Genomic DNA, 16,908 nt, shown 5'->3' on the forward strand with positions numbered 1-16,908 from the left:
TTCTCTCTACGGTCTAATTGGCGTTTACACTTAAGCCATCTATCATATTCTATGCACAGTAAATCGTGAAGGAGTGTCACACTTGTATAGAATGAAAAAAAGAATAGTGCTGGGAGTCAGCGTACTCCTCGCACTTTCAGTAACTCTTGTATGGCTTGCCCAAGGAAGAACGGACCCCATTTTCAAAGATGAATATGATGAAAAAGCCAAAAGTTCTCGATATACATCTAGTTGGGTTTGGCCCGAGAAGGACAGTGTCTCACATCGTGGAGGAGAAGGTAGCGGTGTCTCTACCTCCCCTTCAGGATATGTCTATTACTTACACCGCGGAGATGGAAGCTATGCGAATGAAGAATTAATCACGACCCCTACAATCACAGTGTTTGATCCAAACACAAACGAGATTGTCGATGAATTTGGGGACAACCTGTTTCAATCTCCTCACGGGATCGAAGTGGACGCTCAAAACAACATTTGGGTAACGGATATCATGTTGAATAAAGTTTTCAAGCTGGATGAACGTGGCAATGTTCTCGCTACGTTTGGGGACGATTATCGCCTCGGCACTGAGACAAGCTTACGGATTCGAAATGAACTGCCTAACTTCCCTGTCCCGATGAATGAATATACTTTCGCACGGCCAACTGATGTGACCGTAATGGAAGATGGTTCATTCATTGTGGCTGATGGATACCGAAATCATCGTATTGTAAAATTCAATCGTGATGGGAACATCCAATGGGAAGTTAATGCTTATGGTTCTTCCGATGGTGAGTTTAACTTGCCTCACGGAATCACTCACAATCAGTCAGGGAACATATATGTGGCTGACCGAAATAATGCTCGCATTCAAGTGTTTGACCAGGATGGACAACACCTTTCCACATGGGATGACACCGAAATCGGAAGACCTTACGGAATCGATGCAGGGAACGATGGCAACATCTATCTTGTCGATGGTGGCGATTATCTGAACGGGGAACGTGAAACTCCTAACAGTCAAATTGTCGTTTTAAGTCCGAAGGGAGAAGTCATTGAACGATTTGGTTCTTGGGGGAACAAGATGGGTCAATTGCGCATCCCCCACGATCTCACTGTACAAGAGGACGGAACAATTTTTGTCGCCGAACTACTAAACGAACGACTTCAAAAATTCACAATCACTGAATAAAGCAAACGAAAGAACGCGCTAAATTCGTCATTAGCGCGTTCTTTTAACGTGGTGTGATGAAATTAATTGTATAGAAAGGACTACCGTCGTCGTTGTAAGCGAGCCCGACGGCAGCATGGGTGAAGCGCGGCTGCATGATGTTCTCACGATGCCCTTTCGAGTTCATGAGTCCCCAATGCGCATGGAACACGCTCATCTGTCCCATGGCCAAGTTTTCGCCGGCCATCGAATACGAAAGTCCCGCTTCGTCCATTCGATCGAACGGGTCTTGTCCTTCTGGGTCCGTATGGCTGAAGAAGTCGTTCTCCGCCATGTTCTGACTATGCGCCCGTACGACCGGATAGAGCGGTTCATAGTCGGCTAAAGCGTTCAATTCAAACTTTTCACGGTCCCAGTTCATGAGGATGCGCATCAACTGCTCATTGGCGACCGTTCCCTCTTTCGACAAATCACCATAGTACCCCTCACTCGCCTCTTCGACACGGCGGTCGACCGACAAGATCCCTTTCAGGAGGTCATCATCATGCTGGTCAAAAAAGAAAGTGACATACTGACCATCGATTGCAAAAACGGAAAACGATGGATCGTCCGGAATCAAGTATCGATTCAATCCTTTATTATACGAAGTCACCGCCTCGAAGCCGATGTCCTCGACTTGATCACGGGTCGTTTCATTCAGTACGAGACCTCGATACGTGCTGCCTGTCTCGAACTGATAGAATCCTTTTTTCGCACCGTCCTCATCAATCAGTTCAAGTCCGCGGTCACCGCCACGTTCGACCAAATACCAGTCATGCCCGGCATACTGACTTGCGAACTTTGGCGCGTCTGTCGCTCGTTCGGTCGCCACCTCAGACTCAACCTGAATGCTCGTCGGGGCAGAGACGTTCGGCATCTCATATTGCCAAGCCATATAAAGTCCAATCCCCATCAAGAGGATGATCAATTTTCGAAACATGGCTCCTCCTTCCTTACTGCTCGCGCTGACGCTCCCCGAAATCGTGTAGTCTCGTCTTGATATCGGTAAGCATCTCCATGTATGCGACATACGTCGCTTCGTCTATATTCAGCATACCACTTACTTGTAGCGGTACATTCGCCGCCTGCTCACGCAACGCGCTACCGCTTTCGGTCAAACGAACGATGATTTTTCGTTCGTCGTCCGTCGCACGACTTTTCTCCACATAGCCGATTTGGATGAGCCGTTTGACGAGCGGCGACAATGTCCCAGAGTCGAGGGTCAACCGCGATCCGAGTTGTCGCAAATCGATTCCATCCTCTTCCCATAAGACAAGCATCACGAGATATTGACTATACGTCAGGTTTAGCGGTGCTAAAATTGGGCGATATAACCGGGTAAGCTCTTTTGAGGCGGTATACAATTGAAAACAGATTTGATGTTCTAACTTTAACGATTGGTCCATACTTAATCCTCCCTACTCTTCTTTAGCCAAGCATATCACTTGCGAAACTTTTTGACTGCTCTATAATTTAAATTGTGCACAACTTAATTGTTAAAAACGAAATGGAGGAATTCAATCATGAAATCACTATTCACAGCATCAGCAACAGCAATCGGTGGCCGCGAAGGTCACGTGAAATCAACTGACGGCGTCATCGACATGAACGTCTCGATGCCTGGCGCGAAACACGTCGACGGTGCGACAAACCCAGAACAACTTTTCGCAGCTGGCTATGCGGCTTGCTTCGGTAGTGCCCTCAACCTCATCATCGGAAAAGAACGTGTGAAGACAGACGGTTCAAGCGTCACAGGTCACGTCACATTAAACCAAAACGATGAAGGTTTCTTCATTTCAGTTGAACTTGAAGTCGAAATCAAAGGTGTTGACCAAGCAACAGCAGAACGTCTCGTTGAAGAAGCACACCAAGTGTGCCCTTATTCAAAAGCGACGCGCGGCAATGTCGACGTCAAATTGACAGCGAAAGCAGCATAATCTTCCATCCCGCTCGTAGGAGCGGGATTTTTTTTGCTTAACCCTGCCTATCGGAGTAAGATTAAAGACACGATTAAGGAAGGAGGGAGCACTGATGAAGAAACATAAATCGACTCTTCTTTTTGTTGCACTCGGCATTTTGTTGTTCACGGCGACGTACAATGGGTTGACCGTCCGGACGTATGACGTGACGTCCGATAAACTGTCAGCAGATGAGTCACTCCGCATCGTGCTCCTCTCCGACTTACACAGCGCCTCATACGGTTATAAACAGTCGATTTTGATCGACCAGGTTCGTGCACAGAAACCGGACCTCATCGCTTTACCGGGCGATTTACTCGACCGATATCGTTCACCTGAACCCGCCTTCGAACTAATCGAAGGGCTTGAAGGGATTGCGCCGATGTATTTCGTGACCGGCAACCATGAAATCGATGGATCGGATGACTATGTCCGTCACAATGTGAAAGACGTGTTTCGCTCATACGGTGTCAACGTTCTCGAAGACGAATGGGAGACGGTCACCATCAATGGAATCGACCTCGTCATCGGCGGGCTAGAAGATCCTCTTCGTGGGTTCAGAGAAAATATTTATACGGATTGGGATGCGGAGTCGACTGCGGCGATGCAGGACATCGCCCCCGATGAGACGTTCAAGGTACTTCTTTCGCACCGTGCCGAACAAGTCGATACGTATGCTAAACTTCCATTCGACCTCGTCTTGTCCGGACATGCTCATGGCGGGCAAGTGAGAATCCCTTATTTGATGAACGGATTATTCGCACCTGACCAAGGATTCTTTCCTGAATACGCCGGCGGACTCTATGAGCATGAGACGTTCACCCATGTGATTGGACGGGGATTCAATTACAGCTTCAACATTCCACGTATTTACAATCCACCAGAGATTGTCGTGATCGATGTGAACGGAAAATAACGGACACTCAAGCGAGTGTCCGTTTTTCTTACCAGATGATTCGTTCTTCACAACATTGTCGTTCCCGTTCAATCTGGACCGTCGAACGTTCGAACGTCCCGTATTTCCGGATTCGTTCCGTCACTTGTCTCAAGACGTCTTGATCATCCGTCTCTTCTCCAATTAAAACGTGACAAGTAGCCGCATGTTCGCTCGACGAGATGGACCAGACATGCAAGTCGTGCACTTCTTTCACCCCGTCAACTTTAGCAATCTCTTCTTGCATCGCCCGGACGTCAATCTGTTCCGGCGACCCTTCCATCAAGATATGAATGGCGTCACGCGTCACACGATAACCACTGATTAAAATCAAAATCGCAACAAAGGCGCTCGCGACCGGGTCCGCCCACGTCCATCCGAACAACATGATGAGGATTGCTGCCGTGATGGCTCCGACCGAGCCGAGCAAATCTCCGAATACGTGCAACAACGCACTCTTCACGTTCAAATTATCTTTCTCCCCGCGCATTAAAATCCAGGCGGCAAGGATGTTGACGAGTAGCCCGATGATGGCGACGACAAGCATCCCACCACTTAGAATTTCTGGTGGCGCGCTGATTCGTTGGTATGCCTCGACAAGAATATAGACCGAGATGACGAGTAGTGTCAGCCCGTTAATAAATGCCGCTAAAATCTCGAAACGTCGATACCCGAACGTCCGGTTCGGTGTCGCCGCTTTCGCCCCAAATCGGACAGCGAGAAAACTGAGTCCTAACGCAGCCGCATCTCCTAGCATATGACCCGCATCCGATAATAGCGCCAAACTGTTCGTCCATAGTCCGCCGATCACTTCGACGACCATGAACGCCGCAATCAAGAGAAAGGCGAGTAAGAGCGCCCGCTGATTCGTCGAATGATGGTGATGGTGGTCGTGATCATGATGATGTCCCATAACTGACTCCTCCTTCTACTGTTTATCTTATTCCATTTTAACCAAACATTCAAACGTTCATTTGAATGAAAAACAATAAAAAAAACGGGAGAATGAACTCTCCCGCTTTGTCTCATTTTTGCTCCAGTCGGACACGCATGACGCCGCTATAAGGGAACAGTTTCAATTGGACCGTCTCACCCTCGAACCAAATTCCGGTCGCTTGTTCGCGAGTCGGTTGTACGTCTGGTGTCGCGATGGCTTGCTTGTCCCAATCCACGGCCCGTACTTTTTGGTCCCGGACCATGAGGAAGAATCCATCATAGAAATGATACTCGTTCACTTGGTCACGTTGAACGGCAGAAGGACTGCCAAGCTCCGCACGGACGGTTTCGAGATCTTTCCCAATCCAGTCGAGGACGGACTCCGAAGCGTTCGGGACGACTTGTTGCCAAGCGGCAATCACCTCGTCATCCGATAAAGCTGTCGCCTCTGTCGTCACACTCTCTTCCGTTACCCAGCCCGTCAATCGCTCGTTCAACTGCACTTTCACAAATCCACTTACCGTCTCCAACCGTTCAAATCGATCACCCAAGTCGGCTTCATAAACGACCGTGACCCGGTCATCCGCGTATACTTTCGTATACGGTTGCCCGATATAAATCTTATCTGCTGATTCCGTCTCAGCATCAGCATCAGCCGGTTGTTCCGACTCGGAGTCAACCATTTCCGTGGCAATCTCATCAGATTCCGGTAAAGCCGAGTCCTGTTTCTTGTCAATCAGTGCCGCGAACGCGATGATCCCGACCAAGGCGAGCATTAATGCCAATGCCGTCGTTATACGGAACACGCGTTTACGCTTCCGCGTCGTCGCACGCGACAATCTTCCTCCATTCATGTTCTTCACTCCTACTCGATTCGATTCATTTCACTCGTTTCGTCAAATGGTAGGAGGTTTCCTGCTTCATCAAAAAATTTCAATTCATCTTTTGTCAATTCGTCCATCGTTCTGACCATTTGTTCGACATCGACCGGTTCATCGCGCTCATCGTTCTCACGTATGACAATGTGCTCTCCTAATTCAATCGTGCGCGAAGTCAGACGATGAAAGTAGCGGTCGTGGGAAATCAACAATAATCCACCCGGATAGACAGACAACGCCGCCTCGATTTGTTCGCGTGTCGCCACATCTAAATAGTTCGTCGGTTCATCTAATGCCAACAGATGGGCATCCGAGAAGTACAAGATGAGAAACGCGATTCGACACTTTTCCCCCATGCTCGCCTCGGTAATCGGTCGGTGCACTTCATCTCGCCGGAACAAGAAGTGAGCGAGCAACGTCCGCGCCTCCGTCTCTCCGATCTCACTATTGGCGAGTAACGCCTCAAGTAACGTCCCGGTCTCCGGAAGACGCTCGAGCGTTTGTGAGAAATATCCGATTTTCAGACGAGGATGTCGCTTGATCACACCCGAGTGTGGTACTCGCTCACCGATTAGCACGTTTAATAATGTCGTTTTTCCGCTTCCGTTCGGTCCGGTAATCGAGATCCGCTCTCCTTTATTCATCGAGAAGGAAAACGGTTCATAGAACGGCTTGTCGTATCCAAACGTCACATCCTCACACGTCAGCCACGTCTTCGCTTCGAGCTCATCCGCCGCAAAACGGACGGAGATGGGTTTCTCCTCTTTTGGTTTTTGTGGACGATTGTCTTCGAGCTGCCTTAACTTCTGTTCTCTCGCCTTCATTTTGACTGCGAGATTGGCCGCTCCCTTTTGCGCTCCCGGACTGCGGACACTCGCTGTCGCTTTCGCCTTTAAGTGCCACCCTTTATATTGGGCAATCATCTCGAGAAGTTCTGCCTTTCGGTTCTCGTATCGAGCATGTGCTCGCTCGTCACGCACGCGTTCTTCTTCTTTTTGATGTTTATACGCCGTATAGTTTCCCTGATATCGTGTGACCCGGCCATCTGACAGTTCAAGAATGGTCGTTGCGACATCGTCCATCAGTTGACGGTCGTGTGAGATGATGAGCACCGTCCCCTTGAACTGGTTTAACCACTTCGTCAGCCAGTCAATCGACTCGAAATCCAGATGGTTCGTCGGTTCGTCGAGCAGGACGAGGTCCACCCGCTTCATCGTCAGTGTCGAAAGCTGAGCTCGCGTCTTCTCGCCTCCGCTTAGCTCGTTAATGTTTCGGAAGAGGTGCTCCTCCAGCCCAAGTCGAGTCAATGCTCTTGTCGCCTCTTGTTCCAACTTATAAACATCGAGCTCGAGTGCCCGTTCATAGGAGCGCATGACACGCATCTCGTCACCAGAAGATACATCTTCATAGAGCGCATATCGTTCAGGTTCACTGCGCATCGTCCACTCAAGTACGGTCATATCTGTCGACTCGATTGTCTGCCGGACGAGTCCGACCTCTCCTTGACGTTCAATCTTCCCGGCTTGAGGGGTCAACTCCCCGGTCACGAGTCGGAAGAGCGTCGTCTTCCCGCTCCCGTTCAGTCCGAATAATACGGCACGCTCTCCAGCCGCGACCTCGAACGAGACCGCGTCAAATAATGGTTTCCGGTCATAGTCAAACCGGACTTGTTTTACTGCTAACATCTGTTTCACCTCGCTTATGAATCCGATACGCGATGAAACAAAAAACACCATCCGCTTCAAAGCGGTGGTGTGAAGGAATCCGTTCAAAGAGGAAAACGAGCGCTTCCCGTATTTGAAAAAATGGACACACTTCACCCGTGACTGTTCAAGCGAACAGTGATGATTCGTCTCATCGTTGGAGTGAACGTGTATTTTTCATGGCACGGTATACCTCTCTTTCCTAAGTTACTGCCACCTTATCAAATTGAAAGCGGATTCGCAAGAGTGCACCCCACAATCTCCCATTTTTTCTACTCCTTTAGGCGGATGCGGTGCATCTGTCCTCGCGATATGATGACAATATATTCGAACAGTGAGGTGATGCATGATGCGTCGACGCATCCTCGTTCCGAGTGCCGTCTTGGCGAGCGTCGGAACGTTTCTCTATACACGATTCAAACGTCGTCTCCCCCGTCCCCGCTTTAAATGGCCGGAACGTCCAGAACTGACAACTATTGATGAGACGCATGTGCAGGCGACGTGGATCGGGCATTCGACGGTCCTCATTCATTGGTATGGGCTCAAGATTTTAACAGACCCCGTCTTCTCAAAACGAATCGGTGTCCATCTCGGACCGCTGACAGTCGGCATGAAACGTCACACCGCTCCGGCCCTCTCCATTGAGGAGGTCGGCCCGGTCGATGTCATCCTACTCAGCCATGCCCATATGGACCACTTTGACCATAAAAGTTTGAAGCGACTCATCACTCGCGAGACGATTGTCGTCTCTGCTCCTGGGACGAGCCGCCTGTTGCGCCGATACCCAAGTCTGCAGACGCTCGAACTGCATCCACATGACAAAGTGACACTTGCGAACGGGCTCGATGTCCGCGCCATTCCCGTCAAGCATTGGGGCAACCGTTTCCCGTGGGACAAACATATGGGGTACAACGGGTACCTGCTCAAATACAAAGGGATTCGTATGCTCTTCGCAGGAGACACGGCGTACACCGACTCCTTCAAAGGACTCGCCGATCGTGAACCGATCGACCTCGCCTTTTTCCCCATCGGTGCCTATCAACCGGACTCGTTCCAGGAAGCGCACTGTACTCCGGAACAGGCTTGGATGATGTACAAAGAGAGTGGAGCGAAGCGTTTCTTCCCGATGCATTGGGACACGTTCGTCCTTTCTTATGAGCCTGTCGAGGAACCGTATCATCGTCTCGTCGCGGCCGCAAAACTCGACCGTGACCAAATTGTGATCAAGGCGCACGGGGAAAGCATCCGTCTGTAGTTTTTCCTTTCCCTTCATCCAAAATTTCGGTAACGTTATAGACGAGAGGGAGGGATTTTTTATGGAATGGACGACGTTGAATAATGACGTCAAGATGCCGATGCTCGGTCTCGGTGTCTATAAGGTCGAAGATGGTGCGGTGACGGTCGATACAGTCAAAGCTGCGCTCGATGCAGACTATCGATTGATCGATACGGCTGCGATTTATCAAAATGAAGAGAGTGTCGGACAAGCGCTTCGTGAAGCAGGCATCCCACGGGAGGACGTCTTTGTGACGACAAAGCTTTGGAACGAGTTCCACGGATTTGATGAGGCGCTCCAAGCGTTCCAGGATAGTCTTGACCGGCTCGGTCTCGAGTATGTCGACTTGTTCCTCATCCACTGGCCGATGCCCCGTTTTGGCAAGTTCGTCGAAACGTACAAAGCACTCGAACAGTTGTATGAAGAAGGACGCGTCCGAGCAATCGGCGTCTCGAACTTTGAGATCGAGCATTTGGAACAAATCATTCAATCTTGCTCGATTGTCCCGGCCGTGAACCAGGTCGAGATCCATCCATATTTGTCTCAGAAAGAACTGATTGCATTCTGCAAACGATATGACATCCAAATTCAAGCGTGGAGTCCACTCATGAAAGGACGCGAAGCGCTCGAAGATGAGACGATTGTCAAGATTGCGAACGCTCACGGCAAGTCACCGGCTCAAGTCATCTTGCGTTGGCATTTACAGAACGGAGTCGCTGTGATTCCAAAATCGGTCACACCGAGTCGAATCAAAGAAAACATACAGGTATTCGACTTCACGTTGACGAAAGAAGAGATGGCGGCCATCGATGCGCTCAATCGTGACGAGCGGACCGGGTCCGACCCGAAAGAGATGCATAAAATCCATTACTGAGGAGTGAATGACATGTTCAAAAAACTAGCTTCTGATTTGACTGGCTTCAGCGACATCGGTGAGGTGATCGACCCGTCCGATTTCGATAAGGCGGACTCGGATGATTACGTCCTCCATGAGGATAACGAAAAGATCTACTTCTTGATCAAATCAAAATCGGATGAGTACTGCTTTACAAACTTAGGAATGATTCACCTCGACGGGACGAGCGCGATGAGTTCGAAACGAGTTCTGTATCGTTACCCTTACGCACACTATCCGATTAAGCACGTCATGTTCGAGACAGCCGGCACCGTCGACCTCGATGTCGAAGTCAAATTCACAATCGGCGACAAGCCATACTCAATCGATATCAACAAGAAGCAAATCGAGCACGTGAAAGATTTGTACAAGGCACTCCTTGCGATTGAAGAGATTCAGCGAGAAGGGCGTCGCATGATGGAGTATGCGAATACGTCGCTCACACATTCGGTGTCGATTTTGAGCGGACTCCGTGAAGGTGACATGAACGTCCCGAACACGTTCAAGGAATTGATCGAGCAATCGTTCGATTGGCTACAACGTCACTATCATGAATGGAACCGTAAAGACTTCGGTACGGTTTACGAAAAATACATCAATAACTAAAAACAACTCCTCCGCAGACGATTTGTCTTCGGAGGAGTTGTTTTAGTTCTCATCAATTAACTGCTCGGCCAATCGCTGATACAAGTGGCTCATGTGAACGGCAGACGCAATAGCGAGCGACCGCTGGATACCATTCTCTTTTTCGACCGATGCATTCAAAAGCGTGTCCGCCTGAACTTCGAACGCTTCTAAATTCTTCACTTTCTGCGCCTGATACGCCTCGTAGAAGTCCTCAAGTGAAAACGTCTCGTCCGACTCGTTCAAAGGGCGGAGTGTCCCCTTGATGTCACTGATTGACAGAAGGCCTTTCATCTCATAAATCAAACTGAGCAACATCAGATGTTCATTCGTATACTTCTTATTTTTGACAGGATGGAACAACTTACCCTTCGCATAGTTGTTGATCATCGTCTTCGTCAAAATAGTCTCATCTTCGTTCCGCTTCATCTTGTCATAATGTTGCTCGAACAATTGGATGACCTGATCCATGTATAAATCGATTGTCGGTAACACTTCTCTCGGAAGCGTCCCTTCCGTCTCGGTAATCTGTTTTGCTTTCATCTGTCTCACCTCACCTCTTCAGTATAATGAAAACTGCGACTTGTCGAAAGGTATACCTTGCTGTTTGTCCCTTTTCAGTATATCATGTAGTTATCGATACTACATGATGTGATAAGGAGTGTTTTACATGAATTCGATTTTCCGAGAACCGATTAACGCGTTGACGCATCTCGCCGGCGCGGTACTCGCTTTCATCGCGCTGATTGCCATGGTCGTCAAAGCCTCACTACTTGGCTCGCCACTCGCGATTATGGCAGCGATTCTATTTGGGATCAGCCTCGTCTTTCTCTATTTATCGTCCGGTCTTTACCATAGCATCATCGCCTCGCCGAACGTCATCGCTTTCTTCCGGAGAATCGATCATGCGATGATTTACGCATTGATTGCGGGTACATACGCGCCACTCACGTTACTCGCTCTCGAGGGACCGACGCGGTGGGTCCTCTTCGGTACCGTACACGCACTCGCCTTGTTCGGCATTGTCTTCAAACTCGTTTGGTTCCATGCCCCGCGTTTCTTGTCGACCGCGCTCTATATCGGAATGGGCTGGCTATCCGTCTTCTTTATCGGACCGCTCCATGAAGTGATTGGCAACGCCGGCATCTTCTGGCTCGTACTCGGGGGCGTCATGTATACCATTGGTGGACTCATTTACGGGTTCAAGCCAAAATTCGTCAACTGGCGCGGCTGGGGCTTCCATGAGGTGTTCCATCTGTTCATCTTGTTCGGAAGCTTCGCCCACTTCGTCTGTGTGTTCTGGTACGTCTTTTAAGTCCTCCTCGTGGAGGGCTTTTTTTCATGAGCCGTTTCCTGTACTTTGAATTCAAGATTTCCTACACTAAGGACAGGAGGGATTCATCATGAAAATTGAAGTATGGTCAGATTATGTCTGCCCGTTTTGTTATATCGGTAAGCGTCGTCTAGAAGAGGCGCTCGAACAGTTCCCACAGGCGGATCAAGTGGAAGTCGAATTCAAGAGTTTCGAGCTCGACCCGAACGCCCCGACGAATGATTCACGTACCATCTATGAGGCACTCGCAACGAAATATCGGATGCCGATTGAACAGGCAAAAGGAACGACAGCACAAGTCGCTGCACAGGCCCGCGAAGTCGGACTCGATTACGATTTTGAGAACATGGTCGTGACGGGTACGCTCGACTCGCATCGTTTGACACATTACGCGAAAACGGTCGGGAAAGAAAAAGAATTGTCGGAAGCGTTGCTGCAGGCGTATTTCGTCGACGCGAAACACATCGGGAACCACGATGTGCTGCTTGAAATCGCGACAAGCGTCGGACTCGATCGTGACGCCGTGCGTGACGTCTTGACGACTGACGTGTATACGGAAGACGTACGTGCAGAAGAAAAACGCGCGAGCGACCTCGGCATCACTGGTGTCCCGTTCTTCGTATTCGACAACAAATATGGGGTGTCTGGTGCTCAGCCGACGGAAGCGTTCACGCAAGTGCTCGAAAAAGTCTGGTCTGAGAACAATCCGACGATTCAAGTCCTTTCGAACGGCGCGACGTGCACCGACGACAACTGTGATATTTGATTTTTGATTGATGAAGAAGCCGACGTTCGGCTTCTTTTTTGTGGCTAAATGAATCATTCTCAAGCATAATTATTATCAACAGATAAGAATCGAGGAATACATTTATGTGGAAAAATCGGAACGTCTGGATCATCTTGACGGGCGAATTCGTCGCCGGTCTTGGTCTATGGCTCGGCATCATCGGGAACTTGGAATTTATGCAAGACCGTGTCCCCTCTGACTTTGTGAAGGCGGTCATTCTCGCCATCGGCTTACTTGCCGGGGTCGCCATCGGTCCGCTCGCGGGTCGCTTGACCGACCAAGGTTCTAAGAAAAACATCATGCTCATCTCGAGCATCGTCCGGGCGTTCAGCGTGATCTTCATGTTCGTCGCCATCGAGACGAATTCGGTCGTGTGGATGGTCATCTTCTTGATTATCTTACAGGGATCGGCCGCTTTTTATTTCCCTGCCCTCCAGGCAGCGATTCCGCTCATCGTGAAGGAACGGGAGCTTCTTGCCTTGAACGGCGTTCATATGAATGTGTCTACCTTGTCGCGTGTCATCGGGACGGCGATTGCAGGTGTCCTTTTGACACTGATCTCGCTCCGTAACGTCTACGCGCTCTCGCTCGTCGCCTACCTGTTGCTAGCGGTCGCGACGCTCTTCTTGAAACTCGATGAGACGAAAACGCCCTCGGCGAAAAAGGTCGATGCGAAAGCGTCGAGCGGTTTCAAAGACGTCTTCCCAATCATCAAATCGATTCCCGTCATCTTCATGACACTCGTCATGACGCTCATCCCGCTCCTCTTCATCGGAGGATTCAACTTGCTCGTCATCAATATCAGTGAGTTGCAAGATTCGACGGCGATTAAAGGATGGATTTATACGGCAGAGGGACTCGCCTTCATGACAGGTGCCTTTATGATTAAACGGATCGGAGAAAAATTCTCGGCGTTCTCGATTTTATTCTCGTTCTCGTTTTTAATCGGTGTCGCCCAACTGATGCTCTATTTTGCGGACATCCCGTTCATGTCCATTGCTGCGTTCGTTCTCTTCGGCTTCTCGGTCGGATGTTTCTTCCCGACGGCGGTCACGATTTTCCAAACACGGATGCCAAAAGAATATCACGGTCGTTTCTTCTCGTTCCGAAACATGCTCGACCGGATCATCTTCCAAGTCGTCCTTCTCGTGACAGGATTCTTCCTCGATTTGATTGGACTTCAGCTCATGGTCGTCTTGTTTGGAATTAGTTCGATTGCGATGACCGGCGCATTTCTTGTATACACGAGAAAGCATCAATTGCATATCGAGGAAGATTCCACAGAGAAGATGTCTTCCTAACAAAAAAACAAGCGGTGACCGAGGTCATCGCTTGTTTGCGTCTTCGAGCTCTCGCCACCACGTCGTCGTATCATTCCGACCGTCGAGCGTGATCCGCTCCCCAATCTTCGGAGTGAGGACGACTTCTTTCGGTAAAAGAGACGCCATCTGTTCCGCTGGGTCGAACCAATCGTGGAACGACAGCGTGAACGCCCCCCAATGGATCGGCATCATTTGGTCGGCCCGTAAATCGTGAAACGCTTGCGCGGTCTCTTCCGGTTGCATATGGACGTCTGGCCAGCGCACGTCATATTGCCCGCATTCAAGTGCGGCAAAATCAAACGGCCCGTACTGTTCGCCAATCATCTTGAAATGCGGAGCGTAGCCACTATCCCCACTGAAGAAGAGTCGGTCCGTCTCACCGAGGACGACCCATGATGCCCAGAGTGTGCTGTTGCGGTCCGTCAACGAGCGACCGGAGAAGTGACGCGCCGGCGTACAGACGAATGTCCACGACCCGAACGCATACGACTCGCCCCAATCCCGTTCTACGATTCGTTCTGCCCCGACACCCCATCGTTTCAAATGACTCCCTACCCCGAGCGGTACGATGAACATGGCGACCTTGTCTTTGATGGCAAGAATCGTTCCATAATCGAGATGGTCGTAATGGTCATGCGTCAATAAGACGACATCGATTTCGGGCAAGTCCTCGAGTTCGAACGGCAAGTCTTCACTGAAGCGTTCGTTTTTAGCGAACGGGAGTGGGGATGGGCTACGTCCAAACATCGGATCGACGAGCATCGTCTTCCCGTCCATTTGTACCATGAGCGCCGAATGACCGAGCCAATAGATTCTTGTGAAGCTCGAGCCCGTCTTCTCCTCAAAATCGATTGGCACGATCGGAAGACGTTCGGTAGGCTTACGCAGTGACGTCACATCACGATAGTCGCGCGCCATCGACACCATGTCTTGCGCAGAGAAGTTCATCGGTGTCTCATATTGATTACGGAACTTTCCATTGATCCGGTTCGGAGATTGAAGCGATTTCGGCTTTCGTCCAAGTGGTTTGTACTGTGTCAGAATCGTTCCGGTGACAGCCGCCATTCCAACCAATGAGAGCAACATCGTCTTTTTCATGTAGATCCTCTTTTCTAATAGTTCGTTGAATTGATTATAGCGTGCCTTCGCCGTTTCAATACGAGAAAGTATATTGATTCGCCTATCTTTCAAAAAATGGCGTGCTCTTCATTGAGCATTCTGCTTATTCCATTATAGCAGGTCTCTTAAACCAAAAAGACCTGCCCACCCGTGTTTGGTGGAGCAGGTCTTCGGTTAAGATTTTTGCAAGATTTTAATGTCGTTGATGATGTCTTCGGTCGGAACGTTTTGGAAACCAGGATACGCCTTGATGATTTTTCCTTCCTGGTCGACCAAATAGAAATACGTGCCGTGGTCGACTTGTGTACCTTCGTCAGGCTTCCGGACGAGCGCCTTGAAGTTCTGTTGGGCAAACGTTTCAATCTCGTCTTGCGAGTAGCCTGAGAGGAACTGCCAATCTGCTTTCGCAAGGTCATAGCCACTCATAAACTCTTTCATCTTCTCCGGAGTGTCCACCGTCGGGTCGACGCTGAAGGAAACGAATTGCACGTCTTCGACGCCCTCTTCTTCAAGCGCTTCATTCAGCTTTGTCATATTGTATGTCATCGGTGGACAGACTGTCTCACAGCTTGTAAAAACGAAATCCGCCATCCACACTTTCCCTTTTAAATCGTCAAGACTGACCATTTCTTCATCTTGATTCGTATATTCGAACGATTCGACTTCCCAGTTGAGCGGATCCTCAATCTCTTGACCACATCCTGCTAGGACGATGAGCATCGTCGTCAAACCAATCATCCACCATTTCTTCACACGTGCCAACTCCTTATCGCTTTTTGACGTTCCACATGAGGATTGTGATGAGCGTGAAAGCCGTCAATGCGAGGAACGGGATCGTGATGAACCCGAGCCAGTTAATGTATTGACCGCTACACGGAACTCCTTGTGCACAAGGTTGAATTTCTGCAAAACCTGGCACTTTCTGTACCAAGTAATGGTAAAGTGATACGAAACCGCCTATGATAGTAAGCGGTAACACATATTTCCGAACCGCCCGATCGTCCGTGAAGACGGCAATTCCCAAGAGGATGGTCAGCGGATACATAAAGATACGTTGAATCCAACATAGCTCACATGGCACGAACTCCCGAATCTCACTGAAGTAGAGACTGCCGAGCGTCGCCGTCAACGAGACGAGCCAAGCGAGGTATAACCCATACTTTTCGAGAAATGATTTCATCTTACAAATCCTGCTCGATCAGCTCTTGGATTTTTTCGTAATCGAACGGGTCTTCGAGCATCACGCCGTTGATCATGATGGACGGGGTGAATTGAACACCGTTCTCTTTTACAAGACCGTCATCCGTACTGACTTTTTCAAGTACGGTCGATTCTTCCCCAAGGTCTTGCTCAAACTTCGCCAAGTCGACCGATGTCGTCTCGCCTGCGATTTCTTTCAGCTTCTCGACGGTCACCCACGCATTGTCATGTTGTTGTGATTCCGGTTGCGCATCGTAGAGCGCCTTATGGAACTTCCAGAACGACTCAGGGTCTTGCTCGTATACCGACTCAGAAGCGAGGGATGCCAAGATCGATTCTTGTCCGTGGAACAAGACGTTAATATAGCTGAAGCTGACGTCTTCCTTGTCGAGATAATCCGCTTTCAGTTGCGGGTAAATCGTTTCACCCCACTGTTTACACGAAGGACACTTGTAATCTCCGAACTCGACGACCGATACTTTTGCGTCCGGGTTTCCGAGTGTCGGTTGTCCTTCAATCGAGACGTGATCGCCACGCTCAGCTGTCGTCGACTCATCTTGGTTGAGTAAGACGAACACCAATGCGATTAATGCGACCGCGACGATGGTCAAGATGACCAACAATTGATTCTTTTTCATTCTCTTCACCTCTATCTATTTTCGACTCGTCTTTCATTATAGCGGAAGCTCTTCTTCCTATCATGATATCGACTCGTTTTTCATAATTCTCTTTAATTCAAGCTTTAGGAGGTTTA

19 protein-coding genes are annotated in these 16,908 nt (G+C 49.4%); 9 read left to right on the forward strand and 10 right to left on the reverse strand.

Going from position 1 to position 16,908, the window contains the following annotated elements:
• The first annotated feature begins 91 nt into the window (after positions 1-91).
• A complete protein-coding gene (locus KOG47_RS09680) occupies positions 92-1,171 on the forward strand; it encodes a peptidyl-alpha-hydroxyglycine alpha-amidating lyase family protein (RefSeq protein WP_251131859.1) in 1,080 nt (359 codons plus the stop codon).
• Between the two features lie 43 nt (positions 1,172-1,214).
• Here KOG47_RS09680 and KOG47_RS09685 read toward each other — a convergent pair whose 3' ends face one another.
• Positions 1,215-2,129 (reverse strand): CAP domain-containing protein, encoded by a 915-nt coding sequence (locus KOG47_RS09685; protein WP_214737675.1) that lies wholly within the window; start codon positions 2,127-2,129, stop codon positions 1,215-1,217.
• A gap of 13 nt (positions 2,130-2,142) precedes the next feature.
• Positions 2,143-2,595 carry a MarR family winged helix-turn-helix transcriptional regulator gene (locus KOG47_RS09690; protein WP_159561931.1) on the reverse strand — a complete coding sequence of 151 codons (453 nt, stop codon included), beginning with the start codon at positions 2,593-2,595 and terminating at the stop codon, positions 2,143-2,145.
• Positions 2,596-2,712: 117 nt separating this feature from the next.
• Here KOG47_RS09690 and KOG47_RS09695 point away from each other — a divergent pair, with 117 nt between their 5' ends.
• Both KOG47_RS09695 and KOG47_RS09700 read left to right on the forward strand, forming a co-directional pair.
• Entirely contained in the window at positions 2,713-3,126 is a 414-nt protein-coding gene (locus KOG47_RS09695; protein WP_015881037.1) for an organic hydroperoxide resistance protein, read from the forward strand.
• A 94-nt stretch (positions 3,127-3,220) separates the two neighbouring features.
• The gene (locus KOG47_RS09700) at positions 3,221-4,063 is read left to right on the forward strand and encodes a metallophosphoesterase (RefSeq protein ID WP_214782369.1); all 843 of its coding nucleotides are present in this window, start codon (positions 3,221-3,223) and stop codon (positions 4,061-4,063) included.
• A gap of 28 nt (positions 4,064-4,091) precedes the next feature.
• On the opposite strand, the gene KOG47_RS09705 is transcribed toward KOG47_RS09700, so the two are convergent.
• The 3 genes from KOG47_RS09705 to abc-f form a co-directional block, all read right to left on the reverse strand.
• Positions 4,092-4,994 carry a cation diffusion facilitator family transporter gene (locus tag KOG47_RS09705; RefSeq protein ID WP_214691194.1) on the reverse strand — a complete coding sequence of 301 codons (903 nt, stop codon included), beginning with the start codon at positions 4,992-4,994 and terminating at the stop codon, positions 4,092-4,094.
• Positions 4,995-5,106: 112 nt separating this feature from the next.
• Positions 5,107-5,871 carry a hypothetical protein gene (locus KOG47_RS09710; protein WP_215244136.1) on the reverse strand — a complete coding sequence of 255 codons (765 nt, stop codon included), beginning with the start codon at positions 5,869-5,871 and terminating at the stop codon, positions 5,107-5,109.
• Between the two features lie 11 nt (positions 5,872-5,882).
• A complete protein-coding gene (gene abc-f / locus KOG47_RS09715; RefSeq protein ID WP_215244137.1) occupies positions 5,883-7,580 on the reverse strand; it encodes a ribosomal protection-like ABC-F family protein in 1,698 nt (565 codons plus the stop codon).
• A gap of 367 nt (positions 7,581-7,947) precedes the next feature.
• Between abc-f and KOG47_RS09720 the strand changes: the two genes are divergently transcribed.
• From KOG47_RS09720 to KOG47_RS09730, 3 genes are all read left to right on the forward strand, one after another.
• The gene (locus KOG47_RS09720) at positions 7,948-8,853 is read left to right on the forward strand and encodes an MBL fold metallo-hydrolase (protein ID WP_230872783.1); all 906 of its coding nucleotides are present in this window, start codon (positions 7,948-7,950) and stop codon (positions 8,851-8,853) included.
• 61 nt (positions 8,854-8,914) lie between these two features.
• A complete protein-coding gene (locus KOG47_RS09725; RefSeq protein ID WP_031421296.1) occupies positions 8,915-9,748 on the forward strand; it encodes an aldo/keto reductase in 834 nt (277 codons plus the stop codon).
• Between the two features lie 12 nt (positions 9,749-9,760).
• Positions 9,761-10,375 (forward strand): PH domain-containing protein, encoded by a 615-nt coding sequence (locus KOG47_RS09730; RefSeq protein WP_215244138.1) that lies wholly within the window; start codon positions 9,761-9,763, stop codon positions 10,373-10,375.
• A gap of 42 nt (positions 10,376-10,417) precedes the next feature.
• On the opposite strand, the gene KOG47_RS09735 is transcribed toward KOG47_RS09730, so the two are convergent.
• Positions 10,418-10,936, reverse strand: coding sequence for a DUF1836 domain-containing protein (locus KOG47_RS09735; RefSeq protein WP_215244139.1), 519 nt, complete (start codon positions 10,934-10,936; stop codon positions 10,418-10,420).
• A 127-nt stretch (positions 10,937-11,063) separates the two neighbouring features.
• Here KOG47_RS09735 and trhA point away from each other — a divergent pair, with 127 nt between their 5' ends.
• From trhA to KOG47_RS09750, 3 genes are all read left to right on the forward strand, one after another.
• Positions 11,064-11,708, forward strand: a complete 645-nt coding sequence (trhA, locus tag KOG47_RS09740; protein WP_214691198.1) for a PAQR family membrane homeostasis protein TrhA — start codon at positions 11,064-11,066, stop codon at positions 11,706-11,708.
• Between the two features lie 88 nt (positions 11,709-11,796).
• Positions 11,797-12,492, forward strand: coding sequence for a DsbA family oxidoreductase (locus KOG47_RS09745; RefSeq protein ID WP_211781551.1), 696 nt, complete (start codon positions 11,797-11,799; stop codon positions 12,490-12,492).
• Positions 12,493-12,596: 104 nt separating this feature from the next.
• Complete coding sequence (locus KOG47_RS09750; RefSeq protein WP_215244140.1) at positions 12,597-13,814, forward strand: MFS transporter; 1,218 nt, start codon at positions 12,597-12,599, stop codon at positions 13,812-13,814.
• A gap of 24 nt (positions 13,815-13,838) precedes the next feature.
• Here KOG47_RS09750 and KOG47_RS09755 read toward each other — a convergent pair whose 3' ends face one another.
• The 4 genes from KOG47_RS09755 to KOG47_RS09770 form a co-directional block, all read right to left on the reverse strand.
• Positions 13,839-14,933 (reverse strand): MBL fold metallo-hydrolase, encoded by a 1,095-nt coding sequence (locus KOG47_RS09755; RefSeq protein WP_215244141.1) that lies wholly within the window; start codon positions 14,931-14,933, stop codon positions 13,839-13,841.
• Positions 14,934-15,128: 195 nt separating this feature from the next.
• Positions 15,129-15,707: an SCO family protein gene (locus KOG47_RS09760; protein ID WP_031421282.1), complete on the reverse strand. Its 579-nt coding sequence runs from the start codon at positions 15,705-15,707 to the stop codon at positions 15,129-15,131.
• A 13-nt stretch (positions 15,708-15,720) separates the two neighbouring features.
• A complete protein-coding gene (locus tag KOG47_RS09765; protein ID WP_047795569.1) occupies positions 15,721-16,134 on the reverse strand; it encodes a disulfide oxidoreductase in 414 nt (137 codons plus the stop codon).
• A 1-nt stretch (position 16,135) separates the two neighbouring features.
• Positions 16,136-16,792: a DsbA family protein gene (locus KOG47_RS09770; protein WP_074037614.1), complete on the reverse strand. Its 657-nt coding sequence runs from the start codon at positions 16,790-16,792 to the stop codon at positions 16,136-16,138.
• Positions 16,793-16,908: the final 116 nt, after the last annotated feature.

Source organism: Exiguobacterium sp. s121, assembly GCF_018617245.1.
Classification (GTDB): Bacteria; Bacillota; Bacilli; order Exiguobacteriales; family Exiguobacteriaceae; genus Exiguobacterium; species Exiguobacterium profundum.